General features: G+C 73.6%; 22 protein-coding genes. 18 read left to right on the forward strand and 4 right to left on the reverse strand.

Annotated elements, in window-relative coordinates; all coding sequences use genetic code 11:
* Positions 1-126 precede the first annotated feature (126 nt).
* The 6 genes from ABZ738_RS01910 to ABZ738_RS01935 all read left to right on the forward strand — a co-directional run bounded on the left by ABZ738_RS01910 (position 127) and on the right by ABZ738_RS01935 (position 8,063).
* Positions 127-2,973, forward strand: a complete 2,847-nt coding sequence (locus ABZ738_RS01910) for a hypothetical protein (RefSeq protein WP_357210347.1) — start codon at positions 127-129, stop codon at positions 2,971-2,973.
* A 23-nt stretch (positions 2,974-2,996) separates the two neighbouring features.
* A complete protein-coding gene (locus ABZ738_RS01915) occupies positions 2,997-3,959 on the forward strand; it encodes an alpha/beta hydrolase (RefSeq protein WP_131056137.1) in 963 nt (320 codons plus the stop codon).
* 96 nt (positions 3,960-4,055) lie between these two features.
* Positions 4,056-4,889 carry a DUF3152 domain-containing protein gene (locus ABZ738_RS01920; RefSeq protein ID WP_357210349.1) on the forward strand — a complete coding sequence of 278 codons (834 nt, stop codon included), beginning with the start codon at positions 4,056-4,058 and terminating at the stop codon, positions 4,887-4,889.
* A 60-nt stretch (positions 4,890-4,949) separates the two neighbouring features.
* Positions 4,950-5,774, forward strand: coding sequence for a DUF3152 domain-containing protein (locus ABZ738_RS01925; RefSeq protein ID WP_357210351.1), 825 nt, complete (start codon positions 4,950-4,952; stop codon positions 5,772-5,774).
* 133 nt (positions 5,775-5,907) lie between these two features.
* Positions 5,908-7,089, forward strand: coding sequence for an adenylyltransferase/sulfurtransferase MoeZ (gene moeZ, locus ABZ738_RS01930; protein ID WP_131056131.1), 1,182 nt, complete (start codon positions 5,908-5,910; stop codon positions 7,087-7,089).
* A gap of 143 nt (positions 7,090-7,232) precedes the next feature.
* Positions 7,233-8,063, forward strand: a complete 831-nt coding sequence (locus ABZ738_RS01935; RefSeq protein WP_357210354.1) for a prenyltransferase/squalene oxidase repeat-containing protein — start codon at positions 7,233-7,235, stop codon at positions 8,061-8,063.
* A 113-nt stretch (positions 8,064-8,176) separates the two neighbouring features.
* Here the strand turns inward: ABZ738_RS01935 and ABZ738_RS01940 are convergent, their stop codons facing one another.
* Both ABZ738_RS01940 and proB read right to left on the reverse strand, forming a co-directional pair.
* A complete protein-coding gene (locus tag ABZ738_RS01940; protein ID WP_131055169.1) occupies positions 8,177-9,421 on the reverse strand; it encodes a glutamate-5-semialdehyde dehydrogenase in 1,245 nt (414 codons plus the stop codon).
* 94 nt (positions 9,422-9,515) lie between these two features.
* Positions 9,516-10,625 (reverse strand): glutamate 5-kinase, encoded by a 1,110-nt coding sequence (gene proB, locus ABZ738_RS01945; RefSeq protein WP_201272456.1) that lies wholly within the window; start codon positions 10,623-10,625, stop codon positions 9,516-9,518.
* Positions 10,626-10,686: 61 nt separating this feature from the next.
* Between proB and ABZ738_RS01950 the strand changes: the two genes are divergently transcribed.
* From ABZ738_RS01950 to ABZ738_RS01970, 5 genes are all read left to right on the forward strand, one after another.
* On the forward strand, positions 10,687-11,001 hold the full coding sequence (locus ABZ738_RS01950) for an MGMT family protein (protein ID WP_131055172.1): 315 nt from the start codon (positions 10,687-10,689) through the stop codon (positions 10,999-11,001).
* A gap of 32 nt (positions 11,002-11,033) precedes the next feature.
* On the forward strand, positions 11,034-12,503 hold the full coding sequence (locus ABZ738_RS01955; RefSeq protein ID WP_131055174.1) for an MFS transporter: 1,470 nt from the start codon (positions 11,034-11,036) through the stop codon (positions 12,501-12,503).
* Positions 12,500-13,975 carry an aminotransferase class V-fold PLP-dependent enzyme gene (locus ABZ738_RS01960; RefSeq protein ID WP_131055176.1) on the forward strand — a complete coding sequence of 492 codons (1,476 nt, stop codon included), beginning with the start codon at positions 12,500-12,502 and terminating at the stop codon, positions 13,973-13,975. Before ABZ738_RS01955 ends, ABZ738_RS01960 begins: the two co-directional genes overlap by 4 nt.
* A gap of 128 nt (positions 13,976-14,103) precedes the next feature.
* Positions 14,104-14,727 carry an NADH-quinone oxidoreductase subunit NuoB gene (gene nuoB / locus ABZ738_RS01965; RefSeq protein WP_357210360.1) on the forward strand — a complete coding sequence of 208 codons (624 nt, stop codon included), beginning with the start codon at positions 14,104-14,106 and terminating at the stop codon, positions 14,725-14,727.
* Positions 14,728-14,817: 90 nt separating this feature from the next.
* Positions 14,818-16,131, forward strand: coding sequence for a DUF2252 domain-containing protein (locus tag ABZ738_RS01970; protein ID WP_131054100.1), 1,314 nt, complete (start codon positions 14,818-14,820; stop codon positions 16,129-16,131).
* Between the two features lie 17 nt (positions 16,132-16,148).
* Here ABZ738_RS01970 and ABZ738_RS01975 read toward each other — a convergent pair whose 3' ends face one another.
* On the reverse strand, positions 16,149-17,195 hold the full coding sequence (locus ABZ738_RS01975) for a glucose 1-dehydrogenase (RefSeq protein WP_357210363.1): 1,047 nt from the start codon (positions 17,193-17,195) through the stop codon (positions 16,149-16,151).
* Between the two features lie 156 nt (positions 17,196-17,351).
* On the opposite strand from ABZ738_RS01975, the gene ABZ738_RS01980 reads away from it, so the two are divergent.
* Positions 17,352-18,164 carry an NADH-quinone oxidoreductase subunit C gene (locus tag ABZ738_RS01980; protein WP_176095255.1) on the forward strand — a complete coding sequence of 271 codons (813 nt, stop codon included), beginning with the start codon at positions 17,352-17,354 and terminating at the stop codon, positions 18,162-18,164.
* Complete coding sequence (locus ABZ738_RS01985; RefSeq protein WP_131057418.1) at positions 18,164-19,126, forward strand: complex I subunit 1 family protein; 963 nt, start codon at positions 18,164-18,166, stop codon at positions 19,124-19,126. Before ABZ738_RS01980 ends, ABZ738_RS01985 begins: the two co-directional genes overlap by 1 nt.
* Positions 19,127-19,237: 111 nt before the next feature.
* On the opposite strand, the gene ABZ738_RS01990 is transcribed toward ABZ738_RS01985, so the two are convergent.
* Positions 19,238-20,269: a glutathione S-transferase C-terminal domain-containing protein gene (locus tag ABZ738_RS01990; RefSeq protein WP_357210366.1), complete on the reverse strand. Its 1,032-nt coding sequence runs from the start codon at positions 20,267-20,269 to the stop codon at positions 19,238-19,240.
* 148 nt (positions 20,270-20,417) lie between these two features.
* On the opposite strand from ABZ738_RS01990, the gene ABZ738_RS01995 reads away from it, so the two are divergent.
* The 5 genes from ABZ738_RS01995 to ABZ738_RS02015 are packed head-to-tail and all read left to right on the forward strand — an operon-like array spanning position 20,418 to position 25,465.
* Complete coding sequence (locus ABZ738_RS01995; RefSeq protein WP_176095253.1) at positions 20,418-21,092, forward strand: NADH-quinone oxidoreductase subunit I; 675 nt, start codon at positions 20,418-20,420, stop codon at positions 21,090-21,092.
* On the forward strand, positions 21,089-21,643 hold the full coding sequence (locus ABZ738_RS02000) for an NADH-quinone oxidoreductase subunit J (RefSeq protein ID WP_131057505.1): 555 nt from the start codon (positions 21,089-21,091) through the stop codon (positions 21,641-21,643). Before ABZ738_RS01995 ends, ABZ738_RS02000 begins: the two co-directional genes overlap by 4 nt.
* The gene (gene nuoK, locus ABZ738_RS02005) at positions 21,640-22,014 is read left to right on the forward strand and encodes an NADH-quinone oxidoreductase subunit NuoK (RefSeq protein WP_131057507.1); all 375 of its coding nucleotides are present in this window, start codon (positions 21,640-21,642) and stop codon (positions 22,012-22,014) included. Before ABZ738_RS02000 ends, nuoK begins: the two co-directional genes overlap by 4 nt.
* Positions 22,011-23,930, forward strand: a complete 1,920-nt coding sequence (locus ABZ738_RS02010) for an NADH-quinone oxidoreductase subunit L (RefSeq protein WP_357210369.1) — start codon at positions 22,011-22,013, stop codon at positions 23,928-23,930. Before nuoK ends, ABZ738_RS02010 begins: the two co-directional genes overlap by 4 nt.
* Positions 23,927-25,465 carry an NADH-quinone oxidoreductase subunit M gene (locus ABZ738_RS02015; RefSeq protein WP_357210371.1) on the forward strand — a complete coding sequence of 513 codons (1,539 nt, stop codon included), beginning with the start codon at positions 23,927-23,929 and terminating at the stop codon, positions 25,463-25,465. Before ABZ738_RS02010 ends, ABZ738_RS02015 begins: the two co-directional genes overlap by 4 nt.
* The last annotated feature ends 18 nt before the right edge of the window (positions 25,466-25,483 follow it).

Raw genomic sequence — 25,483 nt, forward strand, 5'->3', positions numbered from 1 at the left:
GACGGGCCGCATTTCGCCCGAACCGCTCAGGGCCGCCATGGCCCCGCGCGGAATTGGCCCGCCGCTGTAACTTATCGCCACTGTCGCCACACGGTAGCCTCAGCGGGGGCGACCAAGGAGCGCGCGGTGAGTGAAGCAGGGCAACCCGGTGCCGCCACCCCGGGAGAGCACGGCGACGGGACGGGTCAGTGGGATGACCTGGCCCGTTCCGGCAACGGGTGGGCACCGTCGGCGGCCGACTGGTCGTGGGGGGCGGAAGGTTCCCGCGACCTCGGCGCGCCCCGGCGTCACCCCGAGCCGCCCTCCGGTTGGGCGACCGCCTCACCACGCTACGCCGACCTGCCCGCTCCCGCCGGTGACCAGTCGGAGCCGGAACGCGCGACGCGCACGAACGGACACCACGTCAACGGCGTGCACCCCGAGGACGAGTCGTCGGCCGGTCGACACACCCCGGTCAGTGCCCCGCCCGGCCTGCGTGAGTCGGGCCGTGACGCCGGTCACGACCGGATGGTGGTGCCGGCGCCACGTCCCACCCCCGCCGGCGAGCAGCCGGTGACCTCGACCGCCGGCCTGCCCACCTCGGCGCCGCCGGCCGTGCAGGTGCCGCCCGTCGGCACCGCCGCCTCCGGCTTCGAGATGCCGCCCGGCGTGCATGCGCCCACCGCCGAACGCCACGGGGACGATCCGTCCGCCGGCCGGTCGCGCGGCTGGGACGAGCCGTATCCGGCCGAGCCGACCGGTCCGTCCCACCCCGCCGCCGGTCCGTCCGGCGACCACGGTTACGCCGCCGACCAGGGCGGTGGATGGCCTCCGCCGAGTGCCGACCGGCGCGGTGGCTGGTCGGCGGAGGCAGACCCGCCGGAGGACGAGCAGCCGAACTGGGCCCGCTCCGGCCCGCCGAGTGACTGGGCGCCGTCCTGGGCGCGCGGCGAGGACGAGAGCGGCCGACGCGGGCGGGAGACCTCGGGGCAGGGCTGGTCCAGCGAACCGAGCCGGCCGTACGAGCCGGTCCGGGTGGAGCCGACCCGCCCCTACCAGCCGGTGCCGGTCGAGCGGCCCCGGCCGTACGAGCCGACCCGGCCGGAGGCGTCCGGGCCGCGTACCCCGGCCGGACCGCCCGGGTCCACCGACCGGCCCTCGTGGGCCGCCGCGCCGACCAGTGCGCCACCGGTCGACGAGCGCCCCGCACGGGAGTCCACCGAACCGACCGCCGCGCCACCGACGCGGGACCGGCCCGCGTGGGCGGCCGACGAGCGGCCCCACTGGTCGTCGTCCCCGGTCAGTGGCGCGCCCGCCGACGAGCGGCCGGCCTGGTCGGCGTCCCCGGTCAGCGGGGTCCCCGCCGACGAGCGCGCCTCCTGGCGAACCCGTCCGGTCAGCGCGGCTCCGGCCGACGAGGGCCTGCCGTGGGGCGCGCGTACCGAGGAGGGCCTGCCCTGGGGGATGCGTGTCGGCGGCCCGCCGCCCGCCGACGACCGCCTGCCCTGGGCGCGTGACCCGGCCAGCGCACCGCCCGCCAGCGCACCACCGGCCGGAGCGCGCGAGACGACCCCGCCCGAGCCGCCCAGGCCGCCGGCCACCGAGGCCGCGAACGCCTCCGGCGGCGGCCCGGCCTACCGGCCGTTCCGGCTCCGACCGGTGCCCAGCGATCCGGGGCCGACCGCCCCGCCGCCCGCCTCGCCCTGCCCGCCCGCCACTCCGGCTCCGACCGAGCCGGCATCCGGCGTCCGGGCTTCCGACGTGCCCACGCACCGTGAACGCACCCCGTCCGCGCCCGTCCCGACGAGCGCGGCCCCCTACGCGGCCCGCCGATCAGCTCCCGATCCCGAAACGCCCGGCGAGCGGTCGCCGGACGGCACCTCGGCGGTGTTGCCGCAGCGCGTCCCCGCCGAGCCGGACGTGCCCGTCGTGCCGGAGCCGCCAGCCGTGGACCCACCCGCAGAAACCCCGGAACTCGCCCGGATCGCCACCCATCTGCGTCGCGACGACGAACCGGCACCGCTGCGTGAGCGGCCCGAGGGCTTCGACGTCAACGCGATCCTCGACGCGGTGCGGGGCGTGGAGGGAGTACGCGACGCGGCCCTGCGGCGTACCCCGGCCGGTGCCCACAGCCTGCGTCTGGACCTCTCCGACGGTGCCGACCCGGCCGAGGTGAGCCGGCACGTCGCCCGCCTGCTCCAGGAGCGGATGGGGCTGGCCGCCGCGCCGAGCGAAGTGCCGGGACCACCGGCCGTGCCGGTGCGCCGCCGCTCCACCGACCCCCGCGACGGCGGCGAGTCACGTCCGCCCGTCGAGCCCCGACGTCCGGCGGCCCGCCCGGCGGGGGTGCGGACCGAGGCCCCACCGTCCCGCCCGGCGGTAGCGCGGACGGAGGCCCCACCGTCCCGCACCGAGCCGGAGCCCGCCCGCCGCCGACGCCCGACGCCCGCCCCGCCCCGGGGACGGGCCGTCGTCGAGGAACCCGGCCCGACCGGCAGCCCGGCGACACTCGGCTCCTCCTACTCGGGTGGGCAGCTCACCACGACCGAGTCCGCGCCGTCCCGGCCGTTGGACACCGGCGGGGTGCCCGGTCCCCGGGTGGTGCTCGACCACGTCCAGGTCAGCACGTTCGGTCTCGACGCGACCGTCGAGGTGCGCCTGCTCGCCGGGGACCAGAGTGCCGCCGGGTACGCCACCGGCCCGGCCGTCGACGGGTACGTGCTGCGGCTCTGCGCGGTGGCCGCCGCGGCCGCCATCGACGAACTGCTGCGCGGTGCCGACCCCACCGCCGAGCGGGGACGCTGTTTCGTGGAGCACGCCGCCGTGGTGCCGTTCGGCAACTGCGAGGTGGCCACCGTCGTGGTGCTGTTGGTCTGCGACGGATGGGTCGAGCAGTTGGCCGGGTCGGCGCTGGTGGCCGGCGACCCCCGGCAGGCGGTGGTCCGCGCCAGCCTGGCCGCGGTCAACCGGCGGCTGGAGGCTCTGCTGGCCTGACCCGTTCGGGGCAGACTGGAGTGGTGAAGCCTGCCACCCTCTGGCCCGATCGGTTGTTGCCCGCCCCCTCGATGCCGCCGCCCTGGCCGGGCCGGCAGGTACGCCTGGACGGCACGGTGACCTATGTCCGGGAGACGCCGGCCACCGGCCCGGACGCGGAGCCGGCGCTGTACGTGCACGGCCTGGGCGGGTCCTCGCAGAACTGGACGGACCTGGCCGGCCTGCTCGCCGACCGCCTCGACGGTCAGGCGATCGACCTGCCGGGGTTCGGGCGCAGTGAGCCGGGCCTGCGCTACACGTTGCCGTCCTTCGCGGACCGGGTGATCCGCTGGATCGAGCACTCCGACCGGGGCCCGGTGCACCTGTTCGGCAACTCGCTGGGCGGGGCGGTCTCGGTCCGCGTGGCCGCGCTGCGGCCGGATCTGGTGCGGACGCTGACCCTGGTGTCGCCGGCCCTGCCGTTCCTCGACTTCCGGCGGTCGTTGCAGGGCCGGATGCTTCCACTGTTGGCGATACCCCGCGCCGAGCAACTGGCCGCCTGGCGGCTGGCCCAACTCGCGCCGGAGGTGATGGCGCAGCAGTCGATGGAGGCGTGCGTGGCCGACATCAGCCGGATCTCCGAACAGCGCCGGCAGGAGGCGGTGGAGGAGATCCGGGTGCGGTACGAGGAGAGCCACTACGCCGCCGCGTACGTCCGGACGTTCCGGGGGATCGTCTCCAGCTTCCTACGGTCGTACCTGCCGGGGTCGGGGTCGCTGTGGCGGATGGCCGGGGCGGTGCGGGCCCGCACGCTGGTGGTGGGCGGTCGGCAGGACCGCCTGGTCGACGTCCGCGTGGCACCGCAGACCGCTCGGGTCATCCCGGACAGTCGGCTGCTGATGCTCGACGGCGTCGGGCACGTCGCGCAGTTGGAGGTGCCGCGCCTGGTGGCGCGAGCCGTGGTCGGGCTTCTGACCGAGTCGGCGGAGTGCGCCCGGGAGAGCTGACCTGGCAGGATGACCCGAATGCGTAGTCCTGGTGGTCGTGGGCGGTCTGGCTCCGTCGGTCGGCACACCCGGTCACCGGGACCGGCCACGGCCACCATGTCGCGGCGTGCCGTGGTGCGCCGGCTGGCCGTGCTGGTGGTGGCGCTCGGGGCGGGGGCGGCGCTGGTGACCGGTGTGACCCGGACCCCGGTCGGTTCCGCCGACGAGGTGGCGGCGGTGGCGTCCCCACCGCCGGTGCCGCCCCCGGTCTCGCCGTCGTCCGTGTCACCGTCGCCGTCGGCGGTGGTCCCGTCGCCCGAGCCGGTGCTGCGGGAGTCCGGGCCGGTCCCGTCGTCCGGGCCGGTCCCGTCGTCCGGGCCGGGTCGCTTCGACTACGACGAGCGGACCGGTCCGGTGCTGGGTACGGCCGGCGACGTGCGGCGGTACCGGGTGGCGGTCGAGTCCGGCGCGGGCGTGGACACGGGCGAGTTCGCCCTGGCGGTCCACACGGCGCTGGCCGGGCCGGGAAGCTGGGTGGACAGCGGGAAGCTGCGGTTGCGGCAGGTGGAGACCGCGTCCCGGTACGACTTCACCGTCTATCTGGCCACCGCCACCACGGCGGGACGGATGTGTGCGGCCGGTGGGGTCGACATCCGGATCGGTGGCCGCCCGTACACCTCGTGCCGGGCCCCCGGGAAAGTGATCATCAACCTGGACCGGTGGCGGCAGTCGGTGCCGCACTACGTCGAGGCCGAGGTGCCGCTGTCGGTCTACCGCACGTACGTGGTCAACCACGAGGTCGGGCACGAGCTGGGCCACCGGCACGAGCGCTGTCCGGGGCGGGGTGAGCCGGCCCCGGTGATGATGCAGCAGACCATCTTCCTCAAGGGGTGCGTGGCCAACCCGTGGCCGTACCTGGACGGGAAGCGGTACGCCGGCCCGCCGCTGTAGGGGCGGACTGACCGTGCGGTAATGCTCTGATATGCCCGATTAGAGTGCGACGATGGGCATATGCCGTCCTCGCCCCTCAACGGCAGCCCCGGGCTGCCGGACGATCCGCCGGAGTCCCGGCCGGAGGATCCGCCGCCGGGGCAGCGTCCGGCGGTCCGTCGGCGTCGACGCCGGCTGGTCGTGACCCTCTCGGTGGCGCTGGTGCTGACGGTCACCCTCGTGCTGCGCATCGCACCGGCAGAGGAACGATCGACCGGCGCGGCACCGGCCGGTCGGGCGTACGACGACACGGCGACCGCGCCATCGGGACCGGCGTACCCGATGGTCGGCGCGGGCAGCTTCGCGGTGGCCGGCGGTGCGTCCCCGGTGCGCGGCCTGGACGGCCGGGTCGTGCACTACCGGGTGGCCGTCGAGCAGGGCACCGGGCAGGACCCGGACGCCTTCGCCGCCGAGGTCGACGCGGTGCTCGGTGATCCGCGGAGCTGGATCGGCTCGGGGGACCTGCGGGTCCGCCGGATCGACGACCCGGAGTACGCCGACTTCACTCTCTATCTGGCCACGCCGGCCACCTCCGAGGCGATGTGCGCGACCGGCGGTCTGAGCACCGAGGGCTACACCTCGTGCCGGCTGCCCGGGAAGGTGATCATCAACCTGGCGCGCTGGGCGGAGGCGGTACCCGGCTACGGTGCGCCGCTGGCGGTGTACCGGGCCTACGTGATCAACCACGAGGTGGGCCACGAGTTCGGGGAGGGGCACCAGACGTGCCCCGGCGCGGGCCGACCGGCGCCGGTGATGCAGCAGCAGACGTACGGCCTGGACGGCTGCCTGGCGTACGCCTGGCCGTACCTCAACGGCCTGCGGTACGTCGGCGACCCGGCCACCTGACCCCGGCCGTCACCCGATCCGGGATATTCCCGCTCCCGCATGCCGGGCGACGTGTCGCTGCTCATGGTCGGCGGGTGGGCCGGCGAGCAACAATGGCTCGGTTGACCGCCACATCGATCCCGGGGAGTCCACCGTGTCGTTGCCCCCGCTCGTCGAGCCTGCCGCCGAGCTGACCGTAGACGAGATCCGCCGCTACTCCCGTCACCTGATCATCCCCGACGTGGGAGTCACCGGGCAGAAGCGGCTGAAGAACGCCCGGGTGCTCTGTGTGGGCGCCGGTGGTCTCGGCTCGCCCGCGCTGATGTACCTGGCTGCCGCCGGTGTCGGCACGCTCGGCATCATCGACTTCGACACCGTCGACGAGTCCAACCTGCAGCGGCAGATCATCCACGGGGTCTCCGACATCGGCCGATCCAAGGCCGAGTCCGCCGCGGCGAGCATCCGCGAGATCAACCCGCTGGTCAACGTCGAGATCCACAACACCGCGCTGGACCGGGACAACGTCCGGGACATCTTCTCCCAGTACGACCTGATCGTGGACGGGACGGACAACTTCGCCACCCGGTACATGGTCAACGACGCGGCGGTGCTGCTCGGCAAGCCGTACGTCTGGGGGTCGATCTACCGGTTCGACGGCCAGGCGTCGGTGTTCTGGGCCGAGCACGGCCCCTGCTACCGCTGCCTCTACCCGGAGCCCCCGCCGCCCGGCATGGTCCCCTCCTGCGCCGAGGGCGGCGTGCTCGGTGTGCTCTGCGCCTCGATCGGCTCGATCCAGGTCAACGAGGCGATCAAGCTGCTCGCCGGCATCGGTGAGCCGCTGGTCGGCCGGCTGATGGTCTACGACGCCCTGGAGATGAGCTACCGCAAGATCAAGGTTCGCAAGGACCCGAACTGCGTGCTCTGCGGCGAGAACGCCACCCTGACCGACCTGATGGAGGACTACGAGGACTTCTGCGGCGCGGTCTCCGAGGAGGCCCAGGAGGCGGTCGTCGACGCGACCATCACCGCCGCCGAGCTCAAGGAGTGGCAGGACGCCGGCAAGGACATCTTCCTGGTCGACGTGCGGGAGCCGGCCGAGTACGAGATCGTCCGTATCCCCGGCGCGACGCTGATCCCCAAGGGGGAGATCCTCTCCGGCGAGGCGCTCGCCAAGCTCCCGCAGGACCGGCAGATCGTGCTGCACTGCAAGTCCGGTGTCCGCTCCGCCGAGGCGCTCGCCGCGCTCAAGGCGGCCGGCTTCCGGGATGCTGTGCACGTCCAGGGCGGCGTGCTTTCCTGGATCAAGCAGATCGATCCCTCCCTGCCCGCGTACTGATGTAAGGAGGGGTCCCCTGCTAACGCCTCAGGTATAGCAGGGGACCCCTCCTAACATCCGGCCGACGGCCCGCGCGCCACCCGGCCGACGGCCGGTCCCACCTGCCCGTTGTACCGAGGCGGGATCATGTTCCCGCCGGTAGCGTGACCGCCGTGGTCGATATCGACGCCGCGATCGGATTCGTGGTGGCTCACGGGGACACGGTCGAACGTGCCCGTCTCTCCTGGCTGCGCACCGGCACGCCGCCGCAACCGGAGACGCTGGACAGTGCCGAGGTCGGCCAGACCTCGGGCGGCGGCTGGCCCGCCTCCTGGGGCGACCCGGTCGCCTCGGTCGACGCGACCTGCTTCCGTCTCGCCGAACTGGACGACCTCGGGGCGCTGGGTCGCCCGGCCGCGCGTCGCGCACTCGACTGGCTCGCCGCCTCCCAACAGCGCGACGGCTGCTGGGAGGAGGATCCGGCGCTGGCCGAGACCGCCCCGGAGTGGGCCCGGCCGGGCAGCCCGGAGGCGCGGCTCTACCTGACCGCCAACGCCGCCTTCTGGCTCACCGTGGCCGGGTTGGACGCCCGCGCCGCCGGGCCGCTGGACCACCGGGTCGGCGGCGCGTACGCCGGGGTGGTGCACGCCGCCGGGCAGGCGCTCGCCGCCCACCTGCGCCCCGACGGCAGTTGGCCGTCCTTCCTGGCCGCCGGCTGGCTGAGTGCGGCTGTCCTGCACCGGCAGCAGTTGTTCTACGAGTCGGCACGGATCAAGGCGTTGCTCGCCGAGCGGATGCCGGAGGCGTCCCCGGCCGACGCCGCCTGGCTCGCCGCGACCCTGCGCCGCGTCGAGGTCGACGAGCAGGAGTGGACGGTGGTGGCGGCCCGTCGCCGGCTCACCGAGACGCAACGCACCGACGGCGGCTGGAGCAGCGACGACGGCCACCAGTTCGACGTGCACGCCACGCTTGCGGTGATCCGCGCCTTCCGCTGATCCGGCCGATGCCACCGTCTCCCGGTCGACGCCACCGGTCCGTGCGGTGCCACCAGGGCCGATCCGGGTGCCACCAGGGCCAGCCGTTGCCACCGGGATCGGGCGCCTGCCCATCAGCTCCGCAGGTGACCGTCCCCGGTGACCACGTACTTCGTGCTGGTCAGCTCCGGCAGGCCCATCGGGCCACGAGCGTGCAGCTTCTGGGTGGAGATGCCGATCTCGGCACCGAAGCCGAACTCGCCGCCGTCGGTGAACCGGGTCGACGCGTTCACCATCACGGCCGCCGCGTCCACCCGGGCCACGAACTCCCGGGCGGCCGACTGGGAGTCGGTGACGATCGCCTCGGTGTGGCCGCTGCCGTACCGCCGGATGTGCGCCAGCGCCGCGTCGAGCGAGTCGACCACGGCCACCGAGATGTCGGCCGAGAGGTACTCGGTGGCGAAGTCCTCGTCGGTGGCGGCCACCACCGCGTCCGAGTATGCCGCCGTCCGGGCGTCGCCGTGCACCGTCACCCCGGCCTCGGCGAACGCCGCCAGCATCGGAGGCAGTACGGCGTCCGCCACGTTCCGGTGCACCAGCAGCGACTCGGCGGTGTTGCAGGTGGACAGTCGCTGCGTCTTCGCGTTGAGCGTGATCGAGACGGCCTTGACCGGGTCGGCGGCGGCGTCCACGTAGACGTGGCAGTTGCCCACCCCGGTCTCGATCACCGGCACCGTCGACTCCTCGACCACGGTGCGGATCAGTGACGCGCCGCCGCGCGGGATGAGCACGTCCACCAGCCCCCGGGCCCGCATCAGCTCCTTGACCGAGTCGCGTGAGGTGGCGTCGAGCAACTGCACCGTGTCGGCGGGCAGCCCGGCACCGTCGATGGCGTCCCGCAGCACCGTCACCAGCGCCGCGTTGGAGTGCGCGGCCGACGAGGAACCGCGCAGCAGCGCCGCGTTGCCCGACTTCAGGCAGATGCCGGCGGCGTCCACGGTCACGTTCGGCCGCGCCTCGTAGATGATCCCGACCACGCCGAACGGCACCCGGATCTGCCGTAGCTCCAGCCCGTTGGGCAGGGTCGAGCCGCGTACCACCTCACCCACCGGGTCGGGCAGCCCGGCCATCTGGCGCAGCGCGTCGGCGATGCCGGCCACCCGGGTCTCGCTGAGGGCGAGCCGGTCCAGCACGGCCGCGCTCAGCCCGGCCTCCCGCCCGGCCGCCAGGTCCGCCTCGTTCGCGGTGAGGATCTCCGGCGTACGCGCCACCAGCGCGTCGGCCATCGCGTGCAGCGCCGAGTCCTTGGCCGTACGTGTCGCCACGGCCAGCGCCTCCGCCGCCGTACGCGCCCGTCGGGCCTGCTCGCTCACGCTCATGACACGCTCCTTCGATGTAAGGAAGGGCCCCCTGTTAACGCCTCGTGCATAGGAAGGGCCCCCTGCAATCACTTCAAGCCGGCGGATCGTCCGCTCACAGCAACACCAGGTCGTCGCGGTGGACGACCTCCCGTTCGTACGCCGGACCGAGCGCTGCGGCAAGATCCGAGGTGGACCGCCCGAGTAGGCCGGGCAGCTCGACCGCGTCGTAGTTGACCAGTCCCCGGGCGACCGGCGCGCCGGAGGTGTCGACCAGGTCGACCGGGTCGCCGGCGGTGAACGCCCCGTCCACGGCGGTGATCCCGGCCGGCAGCAGCGACTTGCGGCGGCCCACCACCGCGGCGACCGCGCCGGGGTCGAGGTGCAGCCGTCCCCGGGGCGCGGTGGCGTGCGCCAGCCAGAACAGTCGCGCGGCCGGGCGGCTGACACTGGGATGGAAGAAGGTGCCGACCGGCTCACCGGCCAGCGCCGCGACCGCCTGCGGCGCGGAGGTCAGCACCACCGGGATGCCGAATCCGGTGGCGATCCGGGCCGCCTCGACCTTGGTCACCATGCCACCGGTGCCGACACCGGCCCGCCCGGCACCGCCGATGTCGACTCCGACCAGGTCCGACTCGTCGCGTACCTCGGCGATCCGGCGGGCACCGGGACGCGCCGGGTTGCCGGTCCAGAGTGCGTCGACGTCGGAGAGGAGCACCAGCAGGTCGGCGTCGACGAGCGCGGCCACCAGCGCGGCCAGCCGGTCGTTGTCGCCGAACCGGATCTCCTCGGTGGCGACCGTGTCGTTCTCGTTGACGATCGGCACCGCCCGCAGATCCAACAGCTTGCGCAGGGTGCGGTACGCGTTGCGGTAGTGCGCCCGGCGGGTCACGTCGTCAACGGTGAGCAGCACCTGTCCGACGGTCCGGTCGTGCCGGGCGAAGGCGGCAGCGTACCGCCTGATCAGCAGGCCCTGACCGACGCTCGCGGCGGCCTGCTGGGTGGCCAGGTCCCGTGGTCGCCGGGAGAGCCCGAGCGGGGCCAGGCCGGCGGCGATCGCGCCGGAGGAGACCAGCACGACCTCACGTCCGTCGGCCATCCGTGTCCCGAGGGCGTCGACCAACGCGTCCACCCGCCCGTCGTCCAGACCGCCGGTGGCGGTGGTCAACGAGGAGGAACCGATCTTGACAACGACCCGCCGGGCCGCCGTTACCGCGTCACGCACCCGCCTATTCTGCGTGGTCGGCGCGGTACGGCCCGGCGGCCTTCCCATAGTCTGGCCGCTTGTGACACCAGACGAGTACGTCGAGGCGGTGCTGGAGCTCGTCGACCGGATACCGCCGGGCCGGGTGATGTCGTACGGCGGGGTGGCCGACGCGCTCGCCGAGCGCTCCGGACGGGCGTCCGCCCGACTCATCGGATCGATCATGGCTCGGCACGGTGGGGCCGTCGGCTGGCACCGCGTGGTCAACGCCACGGGCACGATGCCACCCCGCCTCGCCGCCGAGGCGCGGGGGCGGTGGCTCAGCGAGGGTACGCCGCTGCGCGCGGGCCGGGTCGACATGCGGGCGGCGCAGTGGCAGCCCGGAGAGGGGATGTGACCCGCGCCATAACGTGAGTAACATTCGGCGCCATGAACGCGTCGCCGGGTGGAGCAGGGGCGGCCGGGTTGCCGCGCAAGGTGCACGCCGGGTACGCGCTCGGTTCGCTGGCCACGGGAGCCTTCGGCACCGTGCCGGGGCTGCTGCTGTTGCCGTACCTGACCGACACGCTCGGGGTGGCCGCCGGAGTGGCGGCCCTGCTGGTGCTCTTGCCGAAGGCGTGGGACGTGCTGGTCAACCCGGTCGCCGGGCGGATCTCCGACCGGACCCGGTCGAGGTGGGGTGCCCGCCGGCCGTACCTGCTCGTCGGTGGGTTGGCGTTGGCCGTGCTGTTCGGGTCGATCTTCGCCGCGCCGTTCGGCGCCGGACCGGCCGCCGGGGCGTACGTGGCGATCGCCTTCCTGGCGACAGCCACCGCGTTCGCCTTCTTCCAGGTGCCGTACGTGGCGATGCCGGCCGAGCTGACCGACGACTACGCCGAACGTACCCGGATGATGACCTGGCGGATCGCGGTGTTGGCGCTGGCCATCCTGGTCGCCGGCGCGGTGGCCCCGCTGGTCCGCGACGCCGCCGGCGGTGGCGTGCCGGGGCACCGCTGGATGGGCGTCTTCGTGGCCGCCCTGATCGCGGTCGGTGCCGTCGGCGCGTTCCTCGGCACCCGGTCGGCCCCGCAGGGCTCGGTCGGGGAGAGCGAGCCGAGCCTGCGTGCCCAGCTCACCGTCGCCGGTCGGAACCGGCCGTTCCGGGCGCTGCTGCTCTGCTTCGTGGTCCAGTCCGCCGGGGTGGCCACGATCCTCGCCGGGGTGCAGTACTTCGCCGACCAGATCCTGCGCGACCCGACGACCGGTCCGACCCTGCTGTTCCTCTGCTTCGTCGGACCGGCGCTGGTGGTGATGCCGCTGTGGTCGCGGGTGGGTGCCCGGCTGGGCAAACTGGCCGCGCTGGTGGCCGCGTCGCTGATCCTCTCCGTCGGTGGGCTGGCCCTGGTCGCCGCGCCGGTGCTGCCCGCCGTCGTGGTCTATCTGCTGGTGGCGGCGCTGGGCGTCGGGTACGCCGGTCAGCAGGTGTTCGCGCTGGCCATGCTTCCGGACTGCATCGCGTACGACACGGCTCGCACCGGCCGGCGGCAGGCGGGCGTCTTCACCGGCCTCTGGACGGCCGGCGAGACCTTCGGCCTGGCCCTCGGGCCGGGCGTCTTCGGTCTGGTGCTCGCGCTCACCGGCTACGTCTCCTCCACCACCGGCACCGCAGCGGTCCAGTCGGACACCGCCCGCCTGGGCGTCCTGCTCGGCTTCACCCTCCTCCCGGCCCTGCTGATCGGCCTGGCCACCCTCCTGCTCCGCCCCTACGACCTGACCCCCACCCTCCTGGCCACCCTCACCCCCCACGCCTCCCCCCTCCCCGGCGCTCCCGACGCCCCCCGTGTCTCCGGCGTCGATCATGGAGTTGTCGCCGGGACGAATGCCGTTAAAAGCCACGGAAAGGGCACCACCACTCCATGATCGACGAGAGCGGGTCGGCACTGCCGGCACACGGCGTACCGGCGGAACAGGTGTTGGCGGAGGTCCGCAGGCTGCGGGAGGCCGACCGGCCGACGCACGGCGGGCGACTGTTCGCGTACGTGTACGACGCGGCGGTCGCCGGGCTGGACGAGTTGGCGGCGGCGGCGTACGCCGAGAGCGCACACGTCAACGGGCTCGACCCGACCGCCTTCCCCTCGCTGCTGGCGATGGAGAACGCGCTGGTCGGCGCGGCGGCGCGGGTCCTCGGCGGTGGGCCCGGCACGAGCGCGCCGGAGGTGGTCGGCAGTGTCACCAGCGGCGGCACCGAGTCGCTGATCCTGGCCGTCAAGGCGGCCCGCGACGCCCGGCCCGAGATCACCGCACCCCGGATCGTGGTGCCGGCCAGTGCCCACGCCGCGTTCGCCAAGGCCGCCCACTACCTGCGGGTGGCGCTCGACACGGTGCCGGTCGACCCCGGCACGCTCCGCCCCTCGGTCGCCGACGTGGCCGCCGCGATCACGCCGGAGACCGTGCTAGTGGTCTGCTCCGCCCCCTCGTACGCGCACGGCGTGGTGGACCCGGTGGCAGAGATCGCCGAGACGGCCGCCGCCGCCGGGGTGCGCTGCCACGTGGACGCCTGCTTCGGCGGCTGGACCCTGCCCTACCTGCGTCGCCTCGGCACCGACCTGCCCGCGTTCGACTTCGCCGTCACCGGGGTCACCTCGATCTCGGTGGACCTGCACAAGTACGCCTACGCGCCGAAGGGCGTCTCGGTGCTGCTGCACCGTGATGCCGGGCTGCGCGCACCGCAGTACTTCGCGTACGCCGACTGGCCCGGGTACACGATGGTCAACCCGGTGATCTCCTCCACCCGGTCCGGTGGTCCGATCGCCGCCGCGTACGCCACCCTGCGCCACCTCGGCGACGACGGTTACCTGGAGTTGGCCCGCCGGACCCGGGAGGCGGTACGGGTACTGGCCGACGCGGTGCGCGGCGTCGACGGGCTGCGGCTGGTCGCCGAGCCGGAGTCGACCGTGGTCTGCTTCACCGCCACCGAGTCCGGCCCCGACCTGTTCGTCCTGGTCGACGAGTTGGCCGCGCGGGGTTGGCACACCCAGCCCCAGCTCGCGTACGCCGGTATGCCGCGCAGTGTGCACCTGACGGTGACCGCGGCGGTCGCGCCCACGGCGGCGGAGTTCGGCGCCGACCTGGCCGAGGCGGTCGTGGCGGCCGAGGCGGCCGGCCCGGTCGCGTTGCCACCGGACCTGCTCGCGTTGGCCGGGGCGCTCACCCCGGAGGCGCTCACCGCCGACATGGTCGCCGGGCTGGCCGCCGGACTGGGCCTCGGCGGTGGCGGTGGACTGCCGGACCGGATGGCACCGGTGAACACTCTCCTCGACGCCGCCCCACCCGCGCTGCGGGAGCGCCTCCTGGTGGAGTTCGTGAGTCTGCTGCAACGCCCGTCGTTCTGAGCGCTTTCTTGTTAGGAGGGGGCCCTTTATATACACGAGGCGTTAGCAGGGGACCCCTCCTTACCGAGCGGCCCGGCCGGGCCGGACGGGCGCTGTGGTTGACTGTCGGGGACGGGAAGGGGACGGTCGTGCAGCTACCGGCGGTGCTCGGCGAGCCGATCCGGTTCGTGCTCAACTGGGGCCGGCGGTATTCGCTCTGGGTCTTCAACTTCGGGCTGGCCTGCTGCGCCATCGAGTTCATCGCGACCAGCATGTCCCGGCACGACTTCATGCGGCTCGGCGTGATCCCGTTCGCGCACGGCCCCCGCCAGGCCGACCTGATGGTGGTCTCCGGCACGGTCACCGACAAGATGGCCCCGGCGATCAAGCGGCTCTACGACCAGATGCCCGAGCCCAAGTACGTCATCTCGTTCGGCGCCTGCTCCAACTGCGGCGGCCCGTACTGGGACTCGTACTCGGTGACCAAGGGTGTCGACCAGCTCATCCCGGTCGACGTCTACGTGCCGGGCTGCCCGCCCCGGCCCGAGGCGCTGCTGCACGGCATCCTCCGCCTCCAGGAGAAGATCGCCGCCGAGCAGTCCGGCATCGGCGGCGTACCCCGCCCCGACCCGCTCGCCTCACCGGCCGACGCACCGTCCGCCGACGGCGCCCCACCGGCCGACGCGCGGCCCGCCGACGGCGCCTCACCGGCTGTGCCACCCCGCGACGCGGCCTCCCTCACCGCCCCGCCGGTACGCCCTCCGACCTCCTGAAACTCGCGGCGACGCCCGATCCGGGGCCAGCGGGGCACCCCGCTCGGCGCGGTCGCCGCCACGGTGGCGGCCGAGCGCTAGCGTGCGGTCATGACCGACTTCGCGGAGCCGCGCTCCGCCTTCATCGTCAAGGTGCTGACCGAGGAGTTCGGCACCCTGATGGCGCTCGACCCGGCCGCCTTCCGGCGCAAGTTTCGCAAGATGGCCGCGTCGCCGTTCGCGTTCTACCGGGGCAGTGCCAGCGTCTTCTATGCCGACCAGCGTGGCGACTTCGCCGACGAGCGGTTCCTGGACGAGCAGACCAGCCGGGTGTGGATCCACGGCGACCTACACGCGGAGAACTTCGGCACCTACATGAACGGCTCCGGCCAACTCGTCTTCAACGTCAACGACTTCGACGAGGCGTACGTCGGGCCGTTCACCTGGGACCTGCGGCGCTTCGTCGCCAGCGTGGCCCTGATCGGCTACACCAAGGCGCTCTCCGACCGGGTGATCAGCGACCTGGTGACGGCGTTCGCCGAGCACTACCTGACCGAGCTGCGGGCCATCGCCGCCGGCGGTGACGACGCGATCGGTTCCATCACGCTGGACAACGCCGACGGCGTCCTGCGCCGGGTGCTCCAGCAGGCCCGCCTCAACACCCGGGTCGACCTGCTGCGCGAGCAGACCACCGTGGACCAGTACGAGCGGCGGTTCTCGCTGCGCGACGGCGTGTACGAGGTGGACGACGACGTCCGGGCGCGGGTCTGCGCCGCCTTCCAGGACTACCTGGACACGCTGCCCGCCAGCACCCAGACCCGGCCGGTGGCGGCGCAGATCAAGGACGTGGTGCTGCGCAAGGGGGTGGGGATCGGCTCGGCCGGGCTGCCGTCGTACAACCTGCTGCTGGAGGGGCACACCCAGGCGCTGGAGAACGACGTCCTGATCTACATGAAGCAGGCCCAGGTCCCGGCGGTCGCCCGCTACGTCGACGACGAGCGCGTCCGTGGCTACTTCCGCCACCAGGGCCACCGGACGGCCGAGTCGCAGCGCGCCCTCCAGGCGCACGCCGACCCGTGGGTGGGCTTCACCGAGCTGGACGGGGTGGGTCAACTCGTCGCCGAGGTCTCCCCGTACGCCGCCGACCTCGACTGGGCGGACGTCAACGAGCCCGAAGAACTGGCCGGGGTGCTGGCCGACCTCGGTCGGGCGGTCGCCCGGATGCACTCGGTCGCCGACGACGAGTCCAGCCACGACCTGGTCGACTATTCGACCGAGGAGGCGATCGTCGCGGCCGTCGACGCGGACCCCGCCGGCTTCGTCGCGCACCTGGTCGACTTCGCCCACGCGTACGGTGTGCGGGCCCGGCAGGACCATCAGCTCTTCGTGGACCTGTTCCGCAACGGTGAACTGCCGGGCGTGTAGCAGCTCCGGGAGGCCGGTCAGGCGCCGAAGTCGATGACGACCTTGATGTCCTGGGGGCCGGGGGAGTAGGCCGAGGCGTACTCCGACAGCGGCACCCGGCGGGTGATCAGCGCGCCGAGCCAGTCCCGGTCGGCGCGGGCCAACGCCTCGGCGGCGGCTTCCCAGTGCCGCCGGTTGGCGTTCACCGACCCGAAGACGACGTTGTTCTCCAGCACCAGGGTGCGGTTGAGCGCACCAGCGTCGAAGTCGATGATCCGGCCGCCGCTGGAGACCCCGGCCAGGCAGACGATCCCGGTCGGTGCGACCTTGCACATGGCCTCCAGGACGACCACCGGTGCGCCGGTGCACTCGACGATCACGTCCGGCTCGAAGTCGAGTTCCTCGACCGGCCCGGAGTGGTACGTGGCCCCGAGTGCACCGGCCAGCGCCGGTTTGGGTCCGTCGCTGGCCAGGTCGAGCACGTGCACCGACAACCCCCGCTGGCTGGCCAGCAGGGCGGCCAGCAGGCCGATCGGCCCGGCACCGGTGATCAGGGCGGTACGCGGCTGCCACTCCGCCCGCCGCCCGATCCGGTCGATGTGGTCCCACGCCTTGACCACCACGCTCGTCGGTTCGAGCAGGACGCCCACCTCGCCCAGCTCCGGGTCGAGGCCGACGGCGAACCGGGGTTGCAGCCGCCACCGCTCGCGGGCGAACCCCGGCAGTCCCTTGATGCCGTGTTCGGTGAACAGGCCGTTGCGGCACATGTCCCACTCGTCCACCGCACAGTTCGGGCAGGGCAGCGGGTCCGGGTGCCGGACGATCCCGGCGACCAGGTCACCGGTCTGCAGCGTGCCGGTCGGATCCTCCAGCACCCGGCCCAGCGACTCGTGTCCGAGCACCAGCCGGTCGGCGTCGGGCGGCGCCTCGCCGTACTGCCCGTCGATGATCTCGATGTCGGTGCCGCAGACTCCCACCGCGACGGCCTCGACCAGGATCGCCCCCTCCTCGGTGGCGGGTTCCGGGTAGTCGTCGAGCAGTCGCAGCGAGCCGGGTACTCCCGGGGTCACGGTCACAGCGCGCACCGGCCCATCCTGTCGGGCGCCGACGGGCCGCCGCCGGCAAAGCCGGGATCTCCACCCGGCCGCGCACCACCGGCCGGGCCGTGGGCCGGGTCACCGACCGCAGGACCCGGCTCGCAGCCGGGCACGGGCGGCCGGACACGCCCTAGGATCAGCGGCATGACACCGGAAGAGGTCGGCCGGCGGCTCGTCACGCTGCTCGCCCCCGTCGAGGCCACCGCGACGCTCTCCGGGGGTCAGGCGCACTCCCGGGCCACCGTCGACGTACCCCCGCAGCAGTGGCGGGCGGCGTTGCTCGCGGTGCGGGACGACCCGGAGCTGGCCTGCGACTACTTCGACTGGCTCTCCGCGGTCGACGAACTGGCCGACGGGTTCGACGTGGTGGCCCACCTCTGGTCCACCACGCACCGGCACGGGGTGCTGCTGCGGACCCGGGTGTCCCGGGCCACGCCCACGGTCGACTCGGTGGTGTCGGTCTACCCGGGTGCCGCCTGGCACGAGCGGGAGACCCACGAGATGTTCGGCATCGACTTCGCCGGGCACGCCGATCTGCGACCGTTGCTGCTGCCGCCGGAGTTCGAGGGCCATCCGCTGCGCAAGGAGTTCGTGCTCGCCTCCCGGGTCGCGAAGCCCTGGCCGGGGGCGAAGGAACCGGGCGAGTCCGAGGCCGGTGGCGGGCGGCGGCCGATCCGCCCGCCGGGCGTACCCGCACCCGGGGAGTGGGGCGTGGTGCCGACCCCGGCCGGGGCCGGTGGTGTCGGGGAGGGCCCGCGCGGCGGTACCCCGGCGCGGCCCGCTCGGGAGCGTCCGGCCCGACCGGCACCGGGTACGCGCCCACCGCGTACCCCCAGGGCCGCCGCCCCCGAGGCGGACCCGACGGAATCCGGACCCGCCCCCGCCGCGGATCCGGCGAAGTCCGGCCCTGCGGCGGATCCGGCGGAGCCCGGAGCCGGCGAGGAGGGTACGCCCTGATGCCGCTCTGGCTGGAACTGGTGATCCGCATCGGTGGGGTGGTGGCCGCCTTCCTCGTCCTGCCGCTGCTGGTGGGTCAGGCCGAGCACAAGGTGATGGCGCACATGCAGGGTCGGCTCGGCCCGATGTACGCGGGCGCGTTCCACGGTTGGGCGCAGCTCGTCGCCGACGGGGTGAAGTTCGTGCAGAAGGAGGACGTCACCCCCCGCGCGGCGGACCGGCCGGTGTTCCGGCTGGCCCCGGCGGTGGCCCTGGTGCCGTACCTGCTCGCCCTGCTGGTGATCCCGCTCGGCCCGAACGACCTCGTCGGTCAGCCGCTCGACGTGGGTCTGTTCTTCGTGCTGGCGGTGGTCGGCGTGGGGGTGCTGGCCGTGCTGATGTCGGCCTGGGCCTCGGCCAACAAGTTCAGCCTGCTCGGTGGGCTGCGGGGTGCCGCCCAACTGCTCGGCTACGAGCTGCCGCTGGTGCTGGCCGCCGCGTCGGTGGCGATGGCCGCCGGCACGTTGAGTCTCTCCGGCATCGTCGAGGCGTGGCAGCCGTGGTGGCTGATCTGGCAGGCCCCGGCGATGGTGGTGTTCTTCGTGGCGGGTCTGGCCGAGATCCGCCGGCCGCCGTTCGACATGCCGGTGGCCGACTCCGAGCTGGTGTTCGGGTACATGACCGAGTACACCGGACTGCGGTTCGCGTTCCTGCTGCTGGCCGAGTACGTCGGGATCGTGGTGATCGCCGCCCTGACCACCGTGCTGTTCCTCGGCGGATGGCAGGGGCCGTTCGCGGACGACCAGCTCGGTTGGCTCTGGACCCTGCTCAAGGTGGCCGCCGTCAGCTTCGTGATCATCTGGCTGCGGGTCTCCTACCCCCGGTTGCGGGAGGACCAGTTGCAGCGGCTCTGCTGGCTGGTGCTGGTGCCGACCGCGCTGGCCCAGCTCGTGCTGACCGCCGCCGTCCGGGTGGCCCTGTAAGGAGGGGACCCCTACTACCGTCTCCGGTATAGCAGGGGTCCCCTCCTAACACCTCTCACCGCCGCCGCACGGTCGCCGCCCGACGGCGAGCCGCCGCCGCACGGCGGGCGGTCAGCGCAGGGGAGTGTGCGCGGGGTCGACCCGCTCGGCGGGCGGCGGGGGTGGCGGGGGAGTGCCGTCGCCGAACGGGCGACCGCCCAGCGCCTCCCGGTCGTGCGGGGCGAGCCAGTTCGACAGGTCGGGGCCGAGCGGCACCACCCCGGTCGGGTTGATGTCCCGGTGCACCTCGTAGTAGTGCCGCTTGATGTGGTCGAAGTCGATCGTGTCGCCGAAGCCGGGCGTGGTGAACAGGTCTCGCGCGTACGCCCACAGCACCGGCATCTCGCTCAGCTTCTGCCGGTTGCACTTGAAGTGCCCGTGGTACACCGGGTCGAAGCGGACCAGCGTGGTGAACAGCCGTACGTCGGCCTCGGTGATGGTGTCGCCGACCAGGTACCGCTGCCCGGCCAGGCGCTCGCTGAGCCAGTCGATCCGGTCGAACAACCGGTGGTACGCCTTCTCGTAGCCCTCCTGGCTGCCGGCGAAGCCACAGCGGTACACGCCGTTGTTGACGTCGCTGAAGACCAGCGCGTTGACCTCGTCGATCTCGTCGCGCAGGTGCTCGGGGTAGAGCTGCGGCGCGCCCTGGCGGTGGTGTGCGGTCCACTCGGTGGAGAGGTCCAGGCTCATCCGGCTGTAGTCGTTGGTCACCACCTGCCCGGTGGGCACGTCGACCATGGCCGGCACGGTGATGCCGCGCGGGTAGTCCGGGTAGCGGGCGAAGTACGCCTGCTGGAGACGCTCGATGCCGAGCACCGGGTCACGCCCGTCCGGGTCGAGGTCGAAGGTCCAGCTCCGGGCGTCGTGGGTGGGCCCGGCGACGGCCATCGAGATGGCGTCCTCCAGCCCCAACAGCCGCCGGACGATGATCAGCCGGTTTGCCCAGGGGCAGGCCCGACTCACCGCCAACCGGTACCGACCCGCCTCGACCGGGTAGCCGTCCCGGCCGTCGACCGTGATCCGGGTGGTGATGTAGTTCTGGTCCCGGTTGAACTCGCCCTGCTCGACGTACTTCCCGTCGCTGTTCGTACCGCCCGCGCCCATGCCGCCCCCAAGGTGTCGCCACGTCGTCCTGCATCCCATCATGGCCGATCATGCGCGGGCCGGCGCGGGGAGCCGCCGGACGCCACGGTCGGGCCGTCGGTGGCGATCCTTCGGGTGGTGGTCGCGCGGGCCGTGGCCACAGGGCAGGATGTTGCGCATGAGCGAGCGAAGCGAGTCGGCCGGCGTACCCGGCAGCGGCCTGGTGAAGGGGCTGGCGGTCACGCTCAAGACGATGACGAAGCGCTCCACCACCCAGCAGTACCCGGACGTCGCGCCCGACCTGCCGCCCCGCTCGCGCGGGGTGATCGCGCTGATGGAGGAGAACTGCACGGTCTGCATGCTCTGCGCCCGCGAGTGTCCGGACTGGTGCATCTACATCGACTCGCACAAGGAGGAGGTGGCGGTGCCCGGCGCGGCCCGGCCCCGCCAGCGCAACGTCCTCGACCGGTTCGACATCGACTTCTCGCTCTGCATGTACTGCGGCATCTGCATCGAGGTCTGCCCCTTCGACGCGCTCCACTGGTCGCCGGAGTTCGAGTACTCCGAGTACGACATCAAGGACCTGCTGCACGACAAGGAGCACCTGGGCGAGTGGGTGGCGACCGTGCCGCCGCCGCCCGCGCACGACCCGCAGGGTGAGCCGGCCAAGGAGGAGACCGCCGCCGCGCGCAAGGCCGCGGTTCCCGCCGCGTCCGCCGCCCGGCCGACCGCCCCGGCGGTACGCCCCGAGCGCCGCCCCGCCGCCCGCCCACCCGCCGCCGAGCCCGGCGCCGCAGGTGCGGGTACGCCCGAGACCGATGCCGGGGAAGGCACTCCCGCGTGACCGGCGTGGACGCCCTGCTGCTCGCCCTCGGTGCGGTGGCGGTCGGGTCGGGGGTGCTGGTGGTGGCGACCAGCCATCTGGTCCGGGCCGGGCTCTATCTGGTGGTCTGCCTCGGCGCGCTGGCCGGGATGTACCTGGTGCTCTCCGCCGAGATGGTGGCCTGGGTGCAGGTGCTGATCTACGTCGGCGCGGTGGTGGTGCTGCTGCTGTTCGCGGTGATGCTGACCCGGGCACCGATCGGCGCCTCGGACGACCTGGACCGGCCCGGCTGGCCGGCCGCGCTGATCGGCGGTGGCGTCGGGCTCGGGCTGTCGGCCCTGCTCGTCGACGCGTACCGCTGGACCGCCGTGGAACTGCCCGGGCCGGGCAACGCCGAGCGCATCGGTGAGCAGGTCTTCGGAAGCTGGGTGCTGCCGTTCGAGGTGCTCTCCGTACTGCTGCTCTCGGCGTTGGTCGGTGCGATCGTGCTGTCCCGGCCGGACATCGGTCGGGCACCGCGTGACAGGGAATCGGCGTCCGGCGGCGACGTGTCGGAGGGGCGGTCGCGGTGAGACCGGTCATCCCGTACGTCACCGCCGCCCTGCTGTTCGGCCTCGGCGTCTACGGCGTCCTGCGGCGGCGTAACGCGGTGCTGGTGCTGATGGCCGTGGAGCTGATGCTCAACGCGGTGAACCTGATCCTGGTCACCGCCGACACCACGGCCAAGGCGCTGCTGCCGCACGGCGGGCAGGTCTTCGCCCTCTTCGTGATCGTGCTGGCCGCCGCCGAGATCGGGGTGGGGCTGGCGATCGTGCTCCAGCTCTATCGGATGCGGGCCAGCGTGGCGGTGGACGAGATCCCGCTGGCCGAGCGCCCGGCCGACGAGCCGACGCCGGTCGTCGCCGGTCCGGCCGGTGACGTGGTCGCGGAGGGGGAGCGGTGAGCACCACGACGTTGCTGGGTGTGCTGCTGCCGGTGGTCCCGCTGGTCGCCGGCCTGACCGGCCTGCTGCTGCCGCCCTCGCCGCGCGGCTCCGCCCTCGGTGCCGATCCGGCCCGCCGGACCGCCGTCGCCCTCGGCGTGACCGGTGCGGCCGGTGCTCTCGCGTTGGCGGTCGCCCTGCTGGTCACGCTGGACGGCCCGGTGGAGGCGTCGACCACCTGGATCGACTTCGGCGGTCTCGCCGTCACCCTCGGGGTACGCCTCGACGGGGCCGCCGCGCTGGTCGCCGTCGCGGTCACCGCCGTCGCCCTGGCCGTGCAGGTCTACTCGACCGGTTACCTGAGCGGTGGCCCGCGCGAGGACGGGGACGTCGACCATCGCTACCCGCCGTACGCGGCCCAGATCAGCCTCTTCACCGCCGCGATGCTGCTGGTGGTGGTCTCCGGGGACCTGATCCTGCTGCTGGTCGGCTGGGAGGTGATGGGTCTCTGCTCGTACCTGCTCATCGCCCACGACCGGCGGCTGCCGGAGGCCCCGGCCGCCGCGATGAAGGCGTTCCTGGTGACCCGGGTCGGCGACGTCGGCTTCCTGCTCGGCATCGCGCTGCTCGGCGTCTCGGCGGGCAGCTTCCGGATCCACGACGTGCTCGCCCACTCCCACAGCACCACCACGCTCACCGCCGCCTGTCTGCTGCTGCTCGCCGGGGTGGCCGGCAAGAGCGCCCAGTTCCCGCTGCACACCTGGCTGCCCGACGCGATGGCCGGCCCGACCCCGATCTCCGCGTTGATCCACGCCGCGACCATGGTCGCCGCCGGTGTGTACGCGGTCACCCGGCTGTGGCCGCTGTTCGAGGCGACGCCGGTCGCGCTGGCCGTGCTCGGCGTGATGGCGTCGGTGACGCTGCTGCTCGGTGCGCTGGCCGCCACCGCACAGGACGACATCAAGCGGGTGCTGGCCTGGTCCACGGTCTCCCAGCTCGGCTACATGACCGGTGCGCTGGCCGTCGGCTCGCCGCCCGCCGCCCTGTTCCACCTGCTCACCCACGCCGCGTTCAAGGCGCTGCTCTTCCTCGCCGCCGGTGCGGTGATCCACAGCGTCGGCACCGCGCTGATGTCCCGGATGGGCGGGCTGCGGCACACCATGCCGGTCACCTTCTGGTGCATGCTGATCGGGCTGGGCGCGCTGGCCGGCGTACCGCCGCTCTCCGGGTTCTGGAGCAAGGAGGGCGTGCTGGCCGCTGCCGCCGACGCCGTGCTCGGTGGTGGCCCGGCCCCGAGCTGGGTGGGATGGCTGGTGCTGGTCTCCGGGCTGGTCGGGGTGGCGATCACCGCCTGGTACGCCACCCGACTGCTGCTGCGGGCCTTCTTCGGCACGCTGCGCACCCCGCAGCTCCCGCCGCACGATCCGCCCGCCGCCCTGCGCTGGCCGTTGCTGCTGCTCGCGGTGCCGGCGGCCCTGCTCGGCCTGGTCGGCTTCTCGCCCTGGTTCACCGACCGGTTGCTCTCCGGCGCTCCCGGCGGGCTGGGCGTGCCGGAGCTGGTGCACATCGGGCCGCTGATGCTGCTGCCGCTGGCGCTGCTGCTGGTCGGGGTGGCCCTGGCCTGGCGGCGTGATCCGGCGGTCGACCCGGCCACCACGCTGGGTCCGCTGCGGCCGGTCCTCGCCCGCGCGTTCCGGCTCGACGACGTCCAGGACGCCCTGGTGGTACGCCCGACGACCGCGTTGGGTCGGCTGGCCCGTACCGCCGACGAGCGGGTGGTGGACGGCGCGGTCACCGGCACCGGGCGGGCGGCCCGCGCGCTCGGCGGCGGGCTGGGCACCCTGCACCGGGCGGCACTGCCCCGGGCGGTCGTCGCGGTGCTCGCCGGTGCGCTGCTGCTCGGCCTGGCCGCCGTCCTGATCGGAGGAGCGGCATGACGTCCGGGGAAGTCCTGCTGGTGGCGGTGCTCGCGCTGCCGGCCCTCGGTGCCCTGGCGGTGGCGGCCACGCCGCACGACCGGGGCGCGCGGGTGCTGGGCACCGTCGTCGCCGCGCTGACCCTGGTCGCGGCCGTCGCGCTGCTCGCCGCCCGGGACGCCGGCTGGTCGGCGTACCTGCCGGACGGCACCGCCGGGGCGGTGCTGCCCTGGCACACCGTCGACCTGTCCTGGGTACCCGGCCTGGACCTGCGCTTCCACCTCGGGGTGGACGGCATCTCCTGGCCGCTGGTGGTGCTCACCGCCCTGCTCACGCTGCTCTGCTGCGGCTACAGCCTCTGGCGGGTGCCGACCGGCGGCAGCGGTAAGGCGCTGGTGGCGCTGCTGCTGGTGGTCGAGGTCGGCATCCTCGGCACCTTCCTCGCCCTCGACCTGGTGCTGTTCTTCCTCTTCTTCGAGGTGGTCCTGCTGCCGATGTACGCGATCATCGTCGGCTGGGGCGGCGACAGCGCCGACCTGGCGGCGGTCGACGCGCGGCGACGGGCGGCCCGGAAGTTCGCCCTCTACACGCTCTTCGGCTCGGTGCTGCTGCTGGTCGGCGTGTACGTCGTGGTGGCCGCCGCCGGGACCGCCGACATCGTGGCGCTGACCGGCGGCACGGGCCTGTCCAGGACCACCCAGCTCACCGCGTTCACCCTGTTCGCGGTCGCCTTCGCGGTGAAGAGCCCGCTCTGGCCGCTGCACTCCTGGCTGCCCGACGCGCACACCCAGGCCCCGACGGTCGGCAGTGTGCTGCTCGCCGGTGTGCTGCTCAAGATGGGCACGTACGGCCTGATCCGGGTCGCCGTCGGAGTGGCCCCGGAGGGGGCCCGCTGGGCGGCACCGGTGCTCGGCGTGCTCGCCGTGGCCGCCATCCTGGTCGGCTCGCTGGTCTGCCTGGCGCAGACCGAGCTGAAACGGCTGATCGCCTACTCCAGCGTGGGGCACATGGGTTTCGTGCTGCTCGGGATCGCCACGCTCACCGCCACCGGCATCCAGGCGGCGCTGATCGGCAACGTGGCGCACGGCATCATCACCGGCCTGCTCTTCTTCCTGGCCGGCGCGATCAAGGACCGTACGCACACCGGCGCGTTGAGCGAACTGTCCGGGCTGCGGGAGACCGCACCCCGGCTCTCCGGGCTGCTCGCCTTCGCGGCGGTCGCCTCGCTCGGGCTGCCCGGTCTGGCCGGCTTCTGGGGCGAGGCGTTCGCCGTGGTCGCCGCGATCCAGGTGGGCGGCGCACTCTGGACCACACTGGCGGTGCTGGCGGCGCTGGGCGGGGCGTTGACGGCGGCGTACCTGCTGCGGCTGTTGCGCCGGGTCACCCACGGCCGACCGACACCGACGGTGAGCGGCCTCGGCCCGGGGATCGCGGGGGGCGAGCTGGCCGCCTGGGTGCCGCTGGTGCTGCTGACCCTCGCCGTCGGGCTGGCCCCGACCCTGGTGCTGGGCGTCGCCGAGGCACCGGTGGCCGCCCTGGTGGGAGTGCTGCCATGAGCGAGCGTGAGCGAGTGA

Origin of the sequence: Micromonospora sp. NPDC047793, assembly GCF_040642635.1 — a bacterium.
Lineage (GTDB): Bacteria > Actinomycetota > Actinomycetes > Mycobacteriales > Micromonosporaceae > Micromonospora.

Excerpts from the sequence above, each read along its gene's own strand:
- ABZ738_RS01960 (WP_131055176.1), top strand. The coding sequence starts at position 12,500 with ATGATCGACGAGAGCGGGTCGGCACTGCCGGCACACGGCGTACCGGCG.
- ABZ738_RS01970 (WP_131054100.1), top strand. The coding sequence starts at position 14,818 with ATGACCGACTTCGCGGAGCCGCGCTCCGCCTTCATCGTCAAGGTGCTG.
- ABZ738_RS01985 (WP_131057418.1), top strand. The coding sequence starts at position 18,164 with ATGCCGCTCTGGCTGGAACTGGTGATCCGCATCGGTGGGGTGGTGGCC.
- ABZ738_RS02015 (WP_357210371.1), top strand. The coding sequence starts at position 23,927 with ATGACGTCCGGGGAAGTCCTGCTGGTGGCGGTGCTCGCGCTGCCGGCC.
- ABZ738_RS01990 (WP_357210366.1), bottom strand. The coding sequence starts at position 20,269 with ATGGGCGCGGGCGGTACGAACAGCGACGGGAAGTACGTCGAGCAGGGC.
- ABZ738_RS01925 (WP_357210351.1), top strand. The coding sequence starts at position 4,950 with ATGCCGTCCTCGCCCCTCAACGGCAGCCCCGGGCTGCCGGACGATCCG.
- ABZ738_RS01995 (WP_176095253.1), top strand. The coding sequence starts at position 20,418 with ATGTTGCGCATGAGCGAGCGAAGCGAGTCGGCCGGCGTACCCGGCAGC.
- ABZ738_RS01940 (WP_131055169.1), bottom strand. The coding sequence starts at position 9,421 with ATGAGCGTGAGCGAGCAGGCCCGACGGGCGCGTACGGCGGCGGAGGCG.
- ABZ738_RS01920 (WP_357210349.1), top strand. The coding sequence starts at position 4,056 with ATGTCGCGGCGTGCCGTGGTGCGCCGGCTGGCCGTGCTGGTGGTGGCG.
- ABZ738_RS01955 (WP_131055174.1), top strand. The coding sequence starts at position 11,034 with ATGAACGCGTCGCCGGGTGGAGCAGGGGCGGCCGGGTTGCCGCGCAAG.
- ABZ738_RS01980 (WP_176095255.1), top strand. The coding sequence starts at position 17,352 with ATGACACCGGAAGAGGTCGGCCGGCGGCTCGTCACGCTGCTCGCCCCC.